Genomic DNA, 15,633 nt, shown 5'->3' with positions numbered 1-15,633 from the left:
CTTGGTAGAGTACGTAGTTTCCCTCGATAAGCTCGGCGTCCATGATGTGGAGCATGTGGGGGGCAAGAACGCATCCCTGGGCGAGATGATCAGTAACCTCGCAGGTGCCGGTGTCTCGGTGCCGGGCGGCTTTGCCACTACGGCTCAGGCGTACCGCGATTTTCTCGAGCAAAGTGGCCTGAACGAGCGCATCCACGCGGCGCTCGATGCGCTGGACGTCGATGACGTCAACGCCCTGGCCAAGACCGGCGCGCAGATCCGCCAGTGGGTGATGGAAGCCGATTTCCCGGCGCGTCTGGACGCAGAAATCCGTACGGCCTTCGCCGAGATGGCCGGCGGCAACGACAACATGGCCGTGGCCGTGCGTTCCTCGGCCACCGCCGAGGACCTGCCGGATGCCTCCTTCGCCGGCCAGCAGGAGACCTTCCTCAACATCCGCGGCGTCGACAACGTGATCCGCGCGGCCAAGGAAGTGTTCGCCTCGCTGTTCAACGACCGCGCCATTTCCTACCGCGTGCATCAGGGCTTCGACCACAAGCTGGTGGCCCTGTCCGCGGGCGTGCAGCGCATGGTCCGCTCCGAGACCGGCACCGCCGGCGTGATGTTCACCCTCGACACCGAGTCGGGCTTCCGCGACGTGGTGTTCATCACCGGCGCCTACGGCCTGGGCGAAACCGTGGTACAGGGTGCGGTCAACCCGGACGAATTCTACGTGCACAAGCAGACCCTGCAGGCCGGCCGTCCGGCAATCCTGCGCCGCAACCTGGGCAGCAAGGCAATCAAGATGGTCTATGGCGACGAAGCCAAGGCCGGGCGCTCGGTCAAGACCGTCGAGGTCGAGCGTGCCGAGCGCGCGCGCTTCTGCCTGAGCGACGCCGAGGTCAACGAACTGGCCAAGCAGGCGATGATCATCGAGCAGCACTACCAGCGCCCGATGGACATCGAGTGGGCCAAGGACGGTGACGACGGCAAGCTGTACATCGTCCAGGCCCGCCCCGAGACTGTGAAGAGCCGTTCCAGCGCCAATGTCATGGAGCGCTACCTGCTGAAAGAGAAGGGCACCGTGCTGGTCGAGGGGCGCGCCATCGGCCAGCGCATCGGCGCCGGCAAGGTCCGCGTGATCAACGATGTCTCGGAAATGGACAAGGTCCAGCCGGGCGACGTGCTGGTTTCGGACATGACCGACCCGGACTGGGAACCGGTGATGAAGCGCGCCAGCGCCATCGTCACCAACCGCGGTGGGCGTACCTGCCACGCGGCGATCATCGCCCGTGAACTGGGCATTCCGGCCGTCGTCGGCTGCGGCAACGCCACCCAGGTCCTGAAAGACGGCCAGGGCGTCACCGTGTCCTGCGCCGAAGGCGACACCGGCTTCATCTTCGAAGGCGAGCTGGGCTTCGACGTCAAGCAGAACTCGGTCGATGCCATGCCGGAACTGCCGTTCAAGATCATGATGAACGTCGGCAACCCGGACCGCGCCTTCGACTTCGCCCAGCTGCCCAACGCAGGCGTTGGCCTTGCGCGCCTGGAGTTCATCATCAACCGCATGATCGGCGTGCACCCCAAGGCGCTGCTCAACTACGCCGGCCTGCCGCCGGAGCTGAAGGAAAGCGTCGACAAGCGCATCGCCGGCTACGACGACCCGGTTGGCTTCTATGTCGAGAAGCTGGTCGAGGGCATCAGCACCCTGGCTGCGGCCTTCTACCCGAAAAAGGTCATCGTGCGCCTGTCGGACTTCAAGTCCAACGAGTACGCCAACCTGATCGGCGGCAAACTCTACGAGCCGGAAGAAGAAAACCCGATGCTGGGCTTCCGCGGCGCCTCGCGCTACATCAGCGAGTCGTTCCGTGACTGCTTCGAGCTTGAGTGCCGTGCGCTGAAGCGCGTGCGCAACGAGATGGGCCTGACCAACGTCGAGATCATGGTGCCGTTCGTGCGCACCCTGGGCGAAGCCAGCCAGGTCGTCGACCTGCTCGCCGAGAACGGCCTGGCCCGCGGTGACAACGGCCTGCGCGTGATCATGATGTGCGAGCTGCCGTCCAACGCCATCCTCGCCGAAGAGTTCCTCGAGTACTTCGACGGCTTCTCCATCGGCTCCAACGACCTGACCCAGTTGACCCTGGGCCTGGACCGCGACTCGGGCATCATCGCCCACCTGTTCGATGAACGTAATCCGGCCGTGAAGAAGCTGCTGGCCAACGCCATCGCCGCGTGCAACAAGGCCGGCAAGTACATCGGCATCTGCGGTCAAGGCCCGTCGGACCACCCGGACCTGGCCAAGTGGCTGATGGAGCAGGGCATCGAGAGCGTGTCGCTGAACCCGGACTCGGTGCTCGAGACCTGGTTCTTCCTGGCCGAGGGCCAGGGCGCGGCGTGATGCGCTGAAGGCAACACACTGTGGGAGCGGGCTTGGCCCGCGATAGCGCCAGATGGGACAGCAGTGTCTGCAGGTCTGGTTCAATCGCGGGGCAAGCCCGCTCCCACGTTCATATCCTCAGTTTGTTCGTGAACCCATGCAAAGCAGCTCCACCCAATTTCCCGTCGCGTTGCTCAGTGCCGAGCGCCGCGGCGACCTCAGCGAAGACGTCTACCGGATCAAGGCCGGCAACAGCCCCGATCCGAGCGTCGAGCTGGCCGTCACCCGCCTGGGCCTGGCCGATCAGGACCACGCCCAGGGCGTGCCGGTCATTCTCCTGCACGGCAGTTTCTCCAACCGGCGCTTCTGGTATTCGCCCAAGGGCATCGGCCTGGGCGCCTACCTGGCCCGCGCCGGGTTCGATGTGTGGATCCCGGAGATGCGCGGCCACGGCCTGTCGCCGCGCAACCGCGATTGGCGACAGAACCGTGTGGCCGACTATGCGCGCTACGACCTGCCGGTGATCGGCGCTTTCGTTCGCGAGCAGGCCGGGCAGGCGCCGCACTGGGTCGGCCACTCGCTGGGCGGCACCACCCTGGCGGCGGCGCTGGGCAGCGGTTACCTGGACACCGCGCTGGTGGCCAGCGCGGCACTGTTCGGCACCCAGGTCAGCCGGGTCTACTGGCCGCTGAAAGTGCCGCCGGTGGAGTGGGGCGCGCGCGTGTTGCTCAAGCGCTTCGCGCAGATCTCGGGTTCGCGCCTCAAGCGTGGCCCGGAGGACGAACCCATCGGCCTGGCCCTGGAGAGCCTGCGCTGGAATGGCCTGTTCGGCCGCTTCGGCGACAAGGACAAGGACTGGTGGGCGGGGCTGGCCGAGATCGAGGTGCCGCTGCTGGCGGTGGCCGGGGCCGGTGACTTCCAGGACCCGGTGTGGGCCTGTCGCAAGCTGTTCGAGCAGTTCGGCGGTGACGCCAGGCAGTTCCTGCGGTTGGGGCGCGAGGAGGGCTTCGAGGCCTTCGGGCATGTCGACATGCTGGTCAGCAAGGCGGCGCAAACCCAGGTGTGGCCGCTGGTGGAGCGCTGGCTGAGGGATCCGCAGGTGCCGGTGCATGCCTCGACGGTGGTGATGGAGCCGGTGCCCGCCAGTTGATTCCGCGTGGGGTTCTTCGCGGGTAAACCCGCTCCCACAGGTGAGGTGCGAAACCCTGTGGGAGCGGGTTTACCCGCGAAGAGGCCGGAGCAGACAAAAGCAAACTGACTGCTCGGTCCCGGATGACTGCCGGCCTCCTGCGGTGTAGCCTTGCTCCACATCCGCTTTCGTTGTGACTGACAGGAGTTTCCCATGCAGCATTACGTAACGCCCGACCTGTGCGACGCCTACCCGGACCTGGTCCAGGTGCTCGAACCCATGTTCAGCAACTTCGGCGGCCACGACTCGTTCGGTGGCCAGATCGTCACCATCAAGTGCTTCGAGGACAATTCGCTGGTCAAGGAGCAGGTCGAGCTCGACGGCAAGGGCAAGGTTCTGGTGGTCGACGGCGGCGGCTCGCTGCGCCGCGCGCTGCTGGGCGACATGCTCGCCGAGAAAGCGGCGAAAAATGGCTGGGAAGGCCTGCTGATCTACGGCTGCGTGCGTGACGTGGACGTGCTGGCGCAGACCGATGTCGGCATCCAGGCCCTGGCCAGTCACCCGATGAAGACCGACAAGCGTGGCATCGGCGACCTCAATGTCGCGGTGACCTTCGCTGGCGTGACCTTCCGCCCGGGCGAGTATGTGTATGCCGACAACAACGGCGTGCTGGTCTCGCCGAGCCCGCTGAAGATGCCCGAGTGACGCGCCGTACACCGATGGAGCTTTGATGTTCGAGGAAGACAACGCGCAGTGGGGCCTGGTGCATGCCCTGGTGCTCGATGGCAAGGGTGGCGCGCGCTCGATCGCCCGCACCGAGCTGGACGACCTGCAGCTGCAGCCCCAGGAGAGCCTGTGGCTGCACTGGGACCGCAGTCACCCGCAGACCCGCACCTGGTTGCTCCACGACAGTGGCCTGAGCGAGTTCGCCTGCGAATTGCTGCTGGAGGAGAACACCCGCCCGCGCCTGCTGCCATTGGCCGACGAGCAGATGCTGCTGTTCCTGCGCGGGGTCAACCTCAACCCGGGCGCCGAGCCTGAGGACATGGTCTCGGTGCGTATCTTCGCCGAGGCGCGTCGGGTCATTTCCCTGCGTCTGCGGCCCCTTCGGGCGAGCGACGAGGTCCTGCAGAAACTGGACGAGGGCAGGGGGCCGAAGACCGCCTCCGAACTGCTGTTGCTGATGGGTGAACTGTTGACCGAAAAGGTCCAGGCGCTGGTCAGCGACCTGTCCGAAGCGGTCGATCTGGAAGAAGAAAAGGTAGAATCCGACGAACGGTATTCTCCCGGCCCAGGGCAGCCTGCAGCAGATCCGGCGCCGCGCCGCCGGCCTGCGGCGTTTCCTCGCCCCCCAGCGCGACATCTATGCCCAGCTGTCGCGCAGCAAATACAGCTGGTTCGCCGATGCCGACGCCGACTACTGGAACGAGTTGAACAACAGCCTGATCCGCTACCTCGAAGAGCTCGAACTGGCCCGCGAGCGCGCCGCGCTGGTGCTGGAAAGCGAGGACCGGCGGCGCAGCGAGCGGATGAACCGGACCATGTACCGGTTCGGCATCATCACCTGCATTTTCCTGCCCATGAGCTTCATCACCGGGCTGCTGGGCATCAATGTCGGCGGTATTCCGGGCGCGGAAAACCCCTATGGCTTCCTGTTCGCCTGCTTGGTCGTGCTGGGGCTGGCAGCAGGGCAGTGGTGGTTGTTCCGGCGGTTGCGGTGGGTGTGATGTATCTTGTCGCGGGGCAAGCCCGCTCCCACGCTCTCAGCGTGGTTCCGTGGGAGCGGGCTTGCCCCGCGATGGGCTCGCACACTCATTTTGAAACACTCGTCCCACATCCCTGTGTGACCCATTGCTCGGCGCCCTCGTCTTTGACTGACATTGCGCGAGGTGCCCATGCACGATCCGTTTGAAGAATCCCTGCGCGACCTGCTCAAGGCGTCGCCGTCCGGCCAGGACCGCGACGACGCCGCCTGCCTGGGTCGCGTGCTCAAGACCGCCAACCGCCAGGTCGGCGCGGGCGATCTGTTCAGCCTGCTTGGCCGCTGGAGCCAGGCGCTGCTGATCGCCGTGAACAATGGCTCGGCGCATGTCGCGCCGGTCCGTCGCAACTCTACCCGCAAACCTGCCGCCGGCAGCAACGCAGATAAGGCCGATTGAATATGGAACTCGATCTCTGGACCCAGAGCCTGGTCACCGCCATGACTGCCCTTTGGACCAAGGTGGCGAACTTCATCCCCAACCTGTTCGGCGCGCTGGTCGTGGTGCTGCTCGGTTTCGTCGTGGCCAAGCTGCTCGACACCCTGCTGTCCAAGGTGCTGGCCAAGTTCGGCCTGGATCGCCTGATGAGTGGCACCGGGCTGACCAAGATGCTCGCCCGGGTCGGCATCCAGGTGCCGATCTCGACCTTGATCGGCAAGATCGTCTACTGGTTCGTGCTGCTGATCTTCCTGGTCTCGGCCGCGGAATCCCTGGGGCTCGAGCGGGTCTCGGCGACCCTCGACATGCTCGCCCTGTACCTGCCCAAGGTGTTCGGCGCGGCCCTGGTGCTGCTGGCCGGCGTGCTCCTGGCGCAACTGGTCAACGGTCTGGTGCGCGGCGCCGCCGAGGGTATCGGCCTGGAGTACGCCGCCGGCGTCGGGCGCATCGCCCAGGGCCTGGTGATCATCATCAGCATCTCGGTGGCCATCAGCCAGCTCGAGGTCAAGACCGACCTGCTGAACCATGTGATCGTCATCGGGCTGATTACCGTTGGTCTGGCCGTTGCACTGGCGATGGGCCTGGGCAGCCGGGAAATCGCCGGGCAGATCCTGGCCGGCATCTATGTGCGCGAGTTGTATCAAGTCGGCCAGCAGGTGCGTATTGGCGAGGTCGAGGGGCACATCGAGGAAATCGGCACGGTCAAGACGACCCTGCTGACCGATGATGGCGAACTGGTGTCGTTGTCTAATCGCGAGCTGCTCGAGCAGCGCGTGAATAGCCGCTAACCGCACAAAAGCTGTTAATGTATGCCGCCGCAAAAATCGGCCCACGGGGCCGAGCGGCGACATTGACCTGACTGTCGGCCAGATCCGTTTTGAATAAAGTTCATTCGCCGCCCATGCGCTATGACCCCCGCGAGCTCACCGACGAGGAGTTGGTGGCGCGTTCGCATGAGGAGCTGTTTCACGTCACCCGCGCCTACGAGGAACTGATGCGCCGCTACCAGCGCACGCTGTTCAACGTCTGCGCGCGCTACCTGGGGAACGATCGGGATGCCGACGATGTCTGTCAGGAGGTGATGCTCAAGGTGCTGTACGGGTTGAAGAACTTCGAGGGCAAGTCCAAGTTCAAGACCTGGCTCTACAGCATCACCTACAACGAATGCATCACCCAGTACCGCAAGGAGCGCCGCAAGCGCCGGTTGATGGATGCCCTGAGCCTGGACCCTGTCGAAGAGGCGTCCGAGGACAAGGCACCGAAGCCGGAAGAGAAGGGCGGGCTGGATAAATGGCTGGTGCATGTGAACCCGATCGACCGGGAAATCCTTGTGCTGCGATTTGTCGCAGAGCTGGAATTCCAGGAGATCGCGGACATCATGCACATGGGCCTGAGCGCCACGAAAATGCGCTACAAGCGTGCGCTCGACAAGCTTAGAGAGAAATTTGCAGGCCTGGCTGAAACTTAGTGGCCAGCAAATACCTCTAACCAACCGGCAAGTTCTGCTAGACTTGCCGTCGAGTTGTCCCCCGGATGTTGGTGGGACTGCTTAACTATCACCAGATGGGGATTTAACGGATGAAATTGAAAAACACCTTGGGCTTGGCCATTGGCTCGCTCGTGGCCGCTACTTCGTTCGGCGTTCTGGCTCAAGGCCAAGGCGCTGTCGAAATCGAAGGCAACGTCACCAAGCAGTACTACGACAGCGAGCGTAACTTCAAGAACACCGGCACCAACCCTGGTGTCCGCCTCGGTTACTTCCTGACCGACGACGTGTCCCTGGACCTGGGCTACAACGAGACCCACAACGCTCGTGGTGAAGTCTTCAACAAAGACATCAAAGGCTCCAAGACCAAGCTGGACGCCACCTACCACTTCGGTACCGTCGGTGACGCCCTGCGTCCGTACGTTTCCGCTGGTTTCGCTCACGAAAGCCTGGGCCAGGCCACTCGTGGCGGCCGTGACCACTCCACCTTCGCCAACGTTGGCGCTGGCGCCAAGTGGTACATCACCGACATGTTCTTCGCCCGTGCCGGCGTCGAAGCCATGTACAACATCGACAACGGCAACACCGAGTGGGGTCCGACCGTTGGTCTGGGTCTGAACTTCGGTGGCAGCGGTGGCCAGAAAGCCGCTCCTGCGCCAGCTCCAGTTGCCGAAGTCTGCTCCGACAGCGACAACGATGGCGTCTGCGACAACGTCGACAAGTGCCCTGACACCCCAGCCAACGTTACCGTTGACGCTGATGGCTGCCCGGCTGTTGCCGAAGTCGTTCGCGTTGAGCTGGACGTCAAGTTCGACTTCGACAAGTCGGTCGTCAAGCCTAACAGCTACGGCGACATCAAGAACCTGGCTGACTTCATGAAGCAGTACCCACAGACCACCACCACCGTGGAAGGTCACACTGACTCCGTCGGTCCAGACGCTTACAACCAGAAGCTGTCCGAGCGTCGCGCCAGCGCTGTCAAGCAAGTCCTGACCCAGCAGTACGGCATCGAATCGAGCCGTGTTGACTCGGTTGGCTACGGTGAGACCCGTCCGGTCGCCGACAACGCCACCGATGCTGGCCGCGCCGTCAACCGTCGCGTAGAAGCTCAGGTAGAAGCACAGGCCAAGTAATTGGTTTGACGCTTCACGAAAAACCCGGCCTCGGCCGGGTTTTTCTTTGCCCGAATTTCTTGGGGTAAACCTCGTACCCCTTTGTAGGAGCGGCCTTGTGTCGCGAAAGGGGTGCGTAGCGCCCCCAGAATTTCGGCATCATGCGAGATTGCCGGGGCTGCTGCGCACCCCTTTCGCGACACAAGGCCGCTCCTACATGGTACGTCACTTGCCTGTGCGCTCAGTGCTTGAGCAACACCAGCAACAACACCAGGTTCAACAGCAACGACACCAACCCAATCGTGCGCCACACCTTCAACGGCTCGCGCTCCAGCAACGGCCGTGGCCGCTCGGCCAGCTCCTGGCGATCTCCCCGTTCCAGCAACAGCAACCACTGCTCGGCGGTCTCGAAGCGCTGCGCCGGGTCTGCCGCCACCGCCTGTAACAGGTTGCGCTGCAACCACTCCGGCAAATCCGGCCGATAACGCGCCGGGTTCACTGGCGTGCCGAAGCGTGGGCGCTGGAACGCTTCGACCTCGCCGTAGGGGTAGTGCCCGGTGAGCAGATGATAAAGCGTCACGCCCACGGCATAGAGGTCCTGGCGCGGTGCGGGGGGCAGGCCGTCGAAGGCTTCAGGGGCGAGGAACGAAGGCGTGCCCGGCAGGGCATGGGGCGGGTCCTCGGAAAGCCCCGGGCAGTACGCCAGCCCGAAGTCCAGCAGACGCAGTTGGCCATCGCTGCCATGGTGCAGGTTGTCCGGCTTGATGTCGCGGTGCAGCAGGTTGCGCCGATGCAGTACGCCCACCGCTTGCAGCAGCTGGCGGGCGACCTCCAGCCATTGCGCCAGCGGTAACGGGGGCTGTCCGGCCAGGGTCGTGCCTGGGTATTCGCGCATCAGGTAGTACAGGTGCTGGCGTTGGCTGGCCGGGTGCACTTCAGGGAAGTGGCGGCCGGCGACACGGCGAAGGAACCATTCTTCCAGCAGCAGGGCCTGGGCGGCCCCGGGCTCCTGGTCGCGAGACTGCGGCAGGGTCTTTAGCAGCCAGGGCTGGCCGTGCGGGTCGCGGACCCGGTACAGCAGCGATTGCCGGCTCTGGGTCAGCAAGCCGTCGACCTGCCAGCCATCGATCGACTGACCGTCACGCAGCGCGACTGGCAGCGGCCACTGCTGGAGTTGCGCCAGGGTGTCGCCCAGGTTGCTGGCGCCCAGTTGATCCACTCGCACCAGCAAGGCGCTGGCGTTGTCCTGGCTGCCGCGATGGTGGGCGCTGGCCACCAGGGTGTCGGCGGCCACCTGCAGGTCGGGTTGTTCGCGCAGGATCGACTGGATATGCGCATCGCTCAGGCTGGCCCATATGCCGTCGCTGAGCAGCACGAAGCACTCGCCCTCGCGCAGGTCGCCCTCCAGGTAGTCCACCAGCAGTTGCTGGTCCAGCCCCAGCGCGCGCTTGAGCACATGCTGCATGCCGGGCTGGTCCCAGACATGGTCTTCGCTCAGGCAGTGCAGCTGGTCGGCCTGCCAGCGGTACACCCGACAATCGCCGACATGGGCCAGGGTGAAACGTCGCCCACGCAGCACCAGGGCGCTGAGGGTGGTCAGCAGCGGCTGGCCATTGCCTTGGGCGCGCAGCCAGCGATTCTGTGCCGTGAGCAGGCGGTCCAGGGCCTGGGCAGCGCTCCAGGTGGCGGGCGTGGCGTAATAGTCCAGGGCCAGGGCCTGCAGGCTGGCGCGCGCCGCCAGGCCGCCATCGGCGCACTGGCTGACGCCGTCTGCCAGCGCGCACAGGTAACCCTTGCTGGCGGCCAGCTCCGGTACGGGTGTTACCAGGCGCAGGGCGTCCTGGTTTTCCGGACGCGGCCCGGTGGCGCTGGCCTGGGCAAAGCTCAGTTGCAGGCTCATGGCGCGGCCTCAGACCCGCGCCGCCGTCACTGCCGCCGAGCCCCAGGTGGTGCGCCAGCGTTGCTTGACCCCGTGCAGACCGAACCAGGCCAGCAGGCCGAGGCTGGCGAACAGCCACAGGCCGAGCTGGTAGTCGCCGGTATGCTGCTTGATGGTGCCCAGGCCTGCGGCAAGCAGGAAGCCGCCGATGCCACCGGCCATGCCGATCAGCCCGGTCATCACACCGATCTCCTGGCGAAAACGCTGTGGCACCAGCTGGAACACTGCGCCATTGCCGGCGCCCAATCCGAGCATGGCGCTGACGAACAGCGCCAGGGCCGCCGCCGCGCTGGGCAGGTTGAAGCCCACTGCGGCGATGCATACGGCGGCCACGCCGTACATCGCCAGCAGGGTGCGGATCCCGCCGAAGCGATCGGCCAGAGCACCGCCGAGTGGGCGCATCAGGCTGCCAGCGAACACGCAGGCGGCGGTGTAGTAGCCGGCGGTCACCGGGCTCAGCCCGTACTGGTCGCTGAAGTAGCCGGGCAGGGCACTGGCCAGGCCGATGAAGCCGCCGAAGGTCACGCTGTAGAAGAACATGAACCACCAGCTGTCGCGATCTCCCAGGGCCTTCAGGTAGTCGGCCATGGCCTTGGGCTTAGGCCGTTGCGGGGCATTGCGCGCCAGCAGGGCGAACAGCACAAGGGTCAGCAGCAAGGGCAGCACGGCGAAGCCGAACACATTGTTCCAGCCGAAGCCCGCGGCCAGCGCCGGGGCCAGCAGCGCGGCGAACACCGTGCCGGAGTTGCCGGCGCCGGCGATGCCCATGGCCTTGCCCTGGTGCTGGGGTGGATACCACTGCGAGGCCAGGGGCAGGGACACGGCGAACGAGGCCCCAGCGAAGCCGAGGAACACACCCAGCAGCAACGCCTGCTCATAGCTGCGCACTCCCAGGTGCCAGGCGCAGGCCAGGGCGACGATCACGATGACCTGGCCGATCAGCCCGGCGGTCTTGGGTGACAGGCGATCGACCAGCAGGCCCATGGCGAAGCGCAGTACCGCGCCGGCCAGGATCGGCGTGGCCACCATCAGGCCCCGTTGTTGTGCGCTCAGTTGCAGGTCGGCGGCGATCTGCACCGCCAGGGGGCCGAGCAGGTACCAGACCATGAAGCTCAGGTCGAAATACAGGAAGGCGGCGAACAGCGTGGGCACATGCCCGGATTTCCAGAAGCTCGTATTCATCGAACACCTCGTTGGGCGCGGAAACGAAAAGACGCCGCTGCCCGGTCCATGGCTGTGGAGGGGCGAGCGACGTCTTTGTCAGGGTATGGGGGCAACCGCCGTTGGCTACCGGGGTTTTCAGAGCAAGAGGCGGGCCAATATCCAGTCTCGCGCGAACCCTGTAGGAGCGGCCTTGTGTCGCGAAAGGGCCGCAAAGCGGCCCCAGCGATCTTTATGTAAACCCTGAAATCTTGGGGCCGCTGCGCGCCCCTTTCGCGGCACAAGGCCGCTCCTACAGAGGGGCGTAACGTCGGTACGGATGGCGCTACCCCAGCATCTGCGACATGGCAATGATCTGTTCCGCCACCTGGATCAGCTTCTGCTGGCGGCTCATGGCCTGGCGGCGCATCAGGGTGTAGGCCTGTTCCTCGTTGCAGTCCTTCATCTTCATCAGCAGGCCCTTGGCCTGCTCGATGAGCTTGCGCTCGGCCAACTGCTGGTCGCGGGCCAGCAGTTGAGCCTTGAGCGCCTGGTCGCTTTCGAAGCGGGCCATGGCCACATCAAGGATCGGTTGCAGGCGCGTGGTCTGGATACCCTCGACGATGTAGGCGCTGACCCCGGCCTGGATCGCCTGGCGCATCACACCGGGGTCATGCTCGTCGGTGAACAGCACGATGGGACGCGGGCGGTCGCGGCTGACCAGCACCACCTGTTCCATCACGTCCCGGCCTGGTGACTCGGTATCGATCAGCACCACGTCCGGGTGCACCGTTTCGACACACGCGGGCAGGTCGATGCTCAGGCTGCTGGCCTCGATCACCTCGAAGCCGGCCTCGATCAGGGCGGCCTTGAGGCGGCCGACTTTTTTTTCCGTGTCGTCGATCAGCAGGATACGCAACATGGCTGGACCCTCAGCGATGGGCGCGGGCGTCAGACGCCGCGTCCAGGGCGTGCAGTGCGAAGCTGCGCGCATAGCCATGGGGGTCGCTGCCGTCCCAGCGGCTGCCGTCGATCAGCAGGCTGCTGCGCATGGGCGGGTCGGCACAAGGTACGCCCAACGCCGTGGCGGCTTCGCGGTACAGCGTCAGCTGCTGCACCTGGCTGGCGACCGCCAGGTAGTCCGGGTCGTCACGCAGCAGGCCCCAGCGGCGGAACTGGGTCATGAACCACATGCCATCGGACAGGTACGGCAGGTTGGCCCGACCCTGGTCGAACAGGCGCAGGCCGTGGGGATCGTGCCAGCGATGGCCCAGGCCATCCTGGTAGTCGCCGATCAGGCGCGGCTCGATGCTGCCGACCGGGGAGCCCAGGTAGGCGCTGCCGCTGAGCAGTTGCGCCGTGCCACGGCGATTCTCCTGGCTCTGCTCGATGAAGCGTGCGGCGGCGAGTACCGACTTGATTAGCGCCCGGGTGCTGTTGGGGTACTGTTCGACGAAGCCGCGGGCACTGGCCAGGACCTTTTCCGGATGGTCGGGCCAGATCGACTGGCTGGTGGCCAGGGTGAAGCCCTGCCCCTTGGCGACGGCGTCCGCCGACCAGGGTTCGCCGACACAGAAGCCGTCGATGCGCCCGGCCTGCAGGTGGGCGGCCATCTGCGCAGGGGGCACCACCACGCTGGTCACATCGCGCAGCGGGTGGATACCCTGGCTGGCCAGCCAGTAGTAAAGCCAGAGGGCATGGGTACCGGTCGGAAAGGTCTGGGCGAACGTCAGTTGTGCGCCCTGTTGGTGCACCAGCCGCGCCAGTGCCTCGGGGCTGGTCACGCCCTTGCGCTGCAGCGCGGGGGAGAGATTGATGGCCTGGGCGTTCTGGTTAAGGCCCATGAGCACGGCCAAGGGGCTGGCGGGCACGCCGCCGATGCCCAGGTGCACCGCGTACACCAGGCCATAGAGGCAGTGGGCGGCGTCCAGCTCGCCGCTGACCAGCTTGTCGCGCAGCCCGGCCCAGGACGCCTGGCGGCGCAGGTTGAGGGTCAGGCCGAACTGCTGGGCGAAGCCCTGGGTGGCGGCGACCACCACCGAGGCGCAGTCGGTCAGGGCCATGAAACCGATGTCCAGGCTGGGCTTTTCCGGCGCGTCGCTGCCGTTGACCCAGGCCAGGGGCGTTGTCGGGAGGGCTGTGTTCACGAGAATCCTCAGGCGTTCGCGATTGACTGCATGCAACGGACTTAGCAACCCATGTGCCATTGCCCTGTCGCCCCGGCGGCGCGCTGGCTATAATCGCCCCCTCACACACCGCGAGTCCGCCCACCCATGTATACCCTGGCCCGCCAGTTGCTGTTCAAGCTCTCCCCGGAAACCTCCCACGACCTCTCGCTGGACCTGATCGGCGCCGGTGGCCGTCTCGGGCTCAACGGCCTGCTGTGCAAGCAGCCGGCGGCGTTGCCAGTGACAGTGATGGGCTTGAACTTCGCCAACCCGGTCGGCCTGGCCGCCGGCCTGGACAAGAACGGCGCGGCCATCGATGGCTTTGCCCAACTGGGCTTCGGCTTTGTCGAGATCGGCACCGTGACGCCGCGCCCGCAGCCGGGCAACCCCAAGCCTCGGCTGTTTCGCTTGCCGGAGGCCACGGCCATCATCAACCGCATGGGCTTCAACAACCTGGGCGTCGACCACCTGCTGGCGCGGGTGCGTGCCGCGAAGTACACCGGCGTGTTGGGTATCAACATCGGCAAAAACTTCGACACCCCGGTCGAGCGGGCCCAGGACGACTACCTGATCTGCCTGGAGAAGGTCTACAACGACGCCAGCTACATCACCGTCAACGTCAGCTCGCCGAATACCCCCGGCCTGCGTTCGCTGCAGTTCGGCGATTCGCTCAAGCAACTGCTCGATGCCCTGGCCGAGCGCCGTGAGCAATTGGCGCAGGCAAACGGCAAGCGCGTACCGCTGGCGATCAAGATCGCGCCGGACATGAGTGACGAGGAGACCGCCCTGGTGGCGGCGGCGTTGGTCGAATCGGGAATGGATGCGGTGATCGCCACCAACACCACCCTGGGGCGCGAGGGCGTCGAAGGCCTGCCGTTCGGTGGCGAGGCTGGTGGTTTGTCGGGTGCGCCGGTGCTGGAAAAGAGCACTCACACGGTGAAAGTGCTCGCTGGTGAGCTGGGTGGCAAGCTGCCGATCATTGCGGCGGGCGGGATCACCGAGGGGCGTCATGCGGCCGAGAAGATCGCCGCAGGGGCGAGCCTGGTACAGATCTATTCGGGCTTCATCTATAAAGGCCCGTCGCTGATTCGTGAAGCAGTGGATGCCATTGCCGCGATGCCGAAAGCATGAAATGAACCGGTAGCCGTGGGGGCGGGCTTGTCCCGCGATGGCGCCAGGACAAGTTGCCTGGGCGGACGCCATCGCGGGGCAAGCCCGCTCCCACGTTGCCCACCGGATAGGATGAAAAAAAGGGCATAAAAAAGGGCCCCTTCAAAGGGGCCCCTGGGCCGCAGCCCGCCGCCCGGATAGGGCGCGCATGGTGACTCGAATTCAGTGTCCTCGTTCAGCCAAGTGCGTGGTTCTCGTTTCGGGTAGAAATGCCAGCGATGCCGGTCTCTGCATTCCAGTAAGCTTCACGGCCGTTGCGCCAACCGTTCATCCAGTTTTGATGGCCAGCTGTACCTTCCTGTTTTGGGCACAGTTCTCGGGATTTACCTTGTATGCCGTAAAGAAAACCGCGTGCTTTTTCTTTCTCCTCGGAACTACGTTTCATTCTTTTTCCACTCATAAGGTATTGCCCTCACTTGTTGACTGAAATGTCCCGTCGGCCTCTCCGAGGCCGGGCAGAATCGTTCTGCCGAAGTGCACCCGCTGCTGGCGTGGCGGGTTGAAAGTGCCGCCCCGTTGCGGTGCGACCTGAGATCAGTTCTAACGAATGCAGGTCACAGTGTGAATGATCGATTTGTCATAAGGACGTAACCTTTCCGAAGGTGAGGGGATAAGTAAATAAATGCGACTCAACCTTGTTTGCCGTTGAGCCCGCTATGATCAGGGTTTACCCAACCTTGACGTCAATTGGCCAGCGTTGCTGGATGATGACAGTAATATTTGGTAATGCGACGAAGGGTCACATCTGAGCCCGACGTCCACGCAATTTTCATACTGCCCGACGATCAAAGCCTCTTTCGCCACCCGGCAAAGGCATGATCGACCGGGCGGCCAGGCCTGGCGAGCGTTTCGTCGGGCCACCCGGACGCCTGCTGGAAAGGCGTGCGGGCTAACAGCGGCAGCCGATGCGTCGGCTCGCCATCTACCTAGCCAAA

13 protein-coding genes and 1 pseudogene are annotated in these 15,633 nt (G+C 64.8%); 9 read left to right on the top strand and 5 right to left on the bottom strand.

The window, feature by feature from the left end:
* Nucleotide 1 precedes the first annotated feature (1 nt).
* From ppsA to ACZ899_RS11055, 8 genes and pseudogenes are all read left to right on the top strand, one after another.
* Nucleotides 2-2,377 carry a phosphoenolpyruvate synthase gene (gene ppsA, locus ACZ899_RS11090; protein WP_203647488.1) on the top strand — a complete coding sequence of 792 codons (2,376 nt, stop codon included), beginning with the start codon at nt 2-4 and terminating at the stop codon, nt 2,375-2,377.
* A 136-nt stretch (nt 2,378-2,513) separates the two neighbouring features.
* On the top strand, nt 2,514-3,506 hold the full coding sequence (locus ACZ899_RS11085) for an alpha/beta fold hydrolase (protein ID WP_203647487.1): 993 nt from the start codon (nt 2,514-2,516) through the stop codon (nt 3,504-3,506).
* Nucleotides 3,507-3,698: 192 nt separating this feature from the next.
* The gene (gene rraA, locus ACZ899_RS11080; protein ID WP_023630330.1) at nt 3,699-4,190 is read left to right on the top strand and encodes a ribonuclease E activity regulator RraA; all 492 of its coding nucleotides are present in this window, start codon (nt 3,699-3,701) and stop codon (nt 4,188-4,190) included.
* A 25-nt stretch (nt 4,191-4,215) separates the two neighbouring features.
* A pseudogene (locus ACZ899_RS11075) lies at nt 4,216-5,212 on the top strand (zinc transporter ZntB).
* Nucleotides 5,213-5,380: 168 nt separating this feature from the next.
* Nucleotides 5,381-5,644, top strand: a complete 264-nt coding sequence (locus ACZ899_RS11070; RefSeq protein ID WP_028692938.1) for a hypothetical protein — start codon at nt 5,381-5,383, stop codon at nt 5,642-5,644.
* A gap of 2 nt (nt 5,645-5,646) precedes the next feature.
* Nucleotides 5,647-6,471 (top strand): mechanosensitive ion channel family protein, encoded by an 825-nt coding sequence (locus ACZ899_RS11065; RefSeq protein ID WP_110739094.1) that lies wholly within the window; start codon nt 5,647-5,649, stop codon nt 6,469-6,471.
* Between the two features lie 113 nt (nt 6,472-6,584).
* Nucleotides 6,585-7,151, top strand: coding sequence for an RNA polymerase sigma factor SigX (gene sigX / locus ACZ899_RS11060; RefSeq protein ID WP_050704759.1), 567 nt, complete (start codon nt 6,585-6,587; stop codon nt 7,149-7,151).
* Between the two features lie 110 nt (nt 7,152-7,261).
* Nucleotides 7,262-8,302, top strand: coding sequence for an OmpA family protein (locus ACZ899_RS11055; RefSeq protein ID WP_203647486.1), 1,041 nt, complete (start codon nt 7,262-7,264; stop codon nt 8,300-8,302).
* Between the two features lie 220 nt (nt 8,303-8,522).
* Here ACZ899_RS11055 and ACZ899_RS11050 read toward each other — a convergent pair whose 3' ends face one another.
* From ACZ899_RS11050 to ACZ899_RS11035, 4 genes are all read right to left on the bottom strand, one after another.
* Nucleotides 8,523-10,181 (bottom strand): bifunctional protein-serine/threonine kinase/phosphatase, encoded by a 1,659-nt coding sequence (locus ACZ899_RS11050; protein ID WP_234561249.1) that lies wholly within the window; start codon nt 10,179-10,181, stop codon nt 8,523-8,525.
* A gap of 9 nt (nt 10,182-10,190) precedes the next feature.
* A complete protein-coding gene (locus ACZ899_RS11045; protein ID WP_234561248.1) occupies nt 10,191-11,402 on the bottom strand; it encodes a nitrate/nitrite transporter in 1,212 nt (403 codons plus the stop codon).
* A 304-nt stretch (nt 11,403-11,706) separates the two neighbouring features.
* On the bottom strand, nt 11,707-12,282 hold the full coding sequence (locus ACZ899_RS11040) for an ANTAR domain-containing response regulator (RefSeq protein ID WP_203647484.1): 576 nt from the start codon (nt 12,280-12,282) through the stop codon (nt 11,707-11,709).
* 10 nt (nt 12,283-12,292) lie between these two features.
* Nucleotides 12,293-13,507: a CmpA/NrtA family ABC transporter substrate-binding protein gene (locus ACZ899_RS11035; RefSeq protein ID WP_234561247.1), complete on the bottom strand. Its 1,215-nt coding sequence runs from the start codon at nt 13,505-13,507 to the stop codon at nt 12,293-12,295.
* Nucleotides 13,508-13,633: 126 nt separating this feature from the next.
* On the opposite strand from ACZ899_RS11035, the gene ACZ899_RS11030 reads away from it, so the two are divergent.
* The gene (locus tag ACZ899_RS11030) at nt 13,634-14,659 is read left to right on the top strand and encodes a quinone-dependent dihydroorotate dehydrogenase (protein ID WP_203647482.1); all 1,026 of its coding nucleotides are present in this window, start codon (nt 13,634-13,636) and stop codon (nt 14,657-14,659) included.
* 214 nt (nt 14,660-14,873) lie between these two features.
* On the opposite strand, the gene rmf is transcribed toward ACZ899_RS11030, so the two are convergent.
* Nucleotides 14,874-15,083, bottom strand: a complete 210-nt coding sequence (gene rmf / locus ACZ899_RS11025; protein WP_232856030.1) for a ribosome modulation factor — start codon at nt 15,081-15,083, stop codon at nt 14,874-14,876.
* Nucleotides 15,084-15,633: the final 550 nt, after the last annotated feature.

The sequence above is a fragment of the Pseudomonas sp. TE31087 genome (genome assembly GCF_057284075.1).
This window is presented reverse-complemented; position numbering and strand designations above follow the sequence as displayed.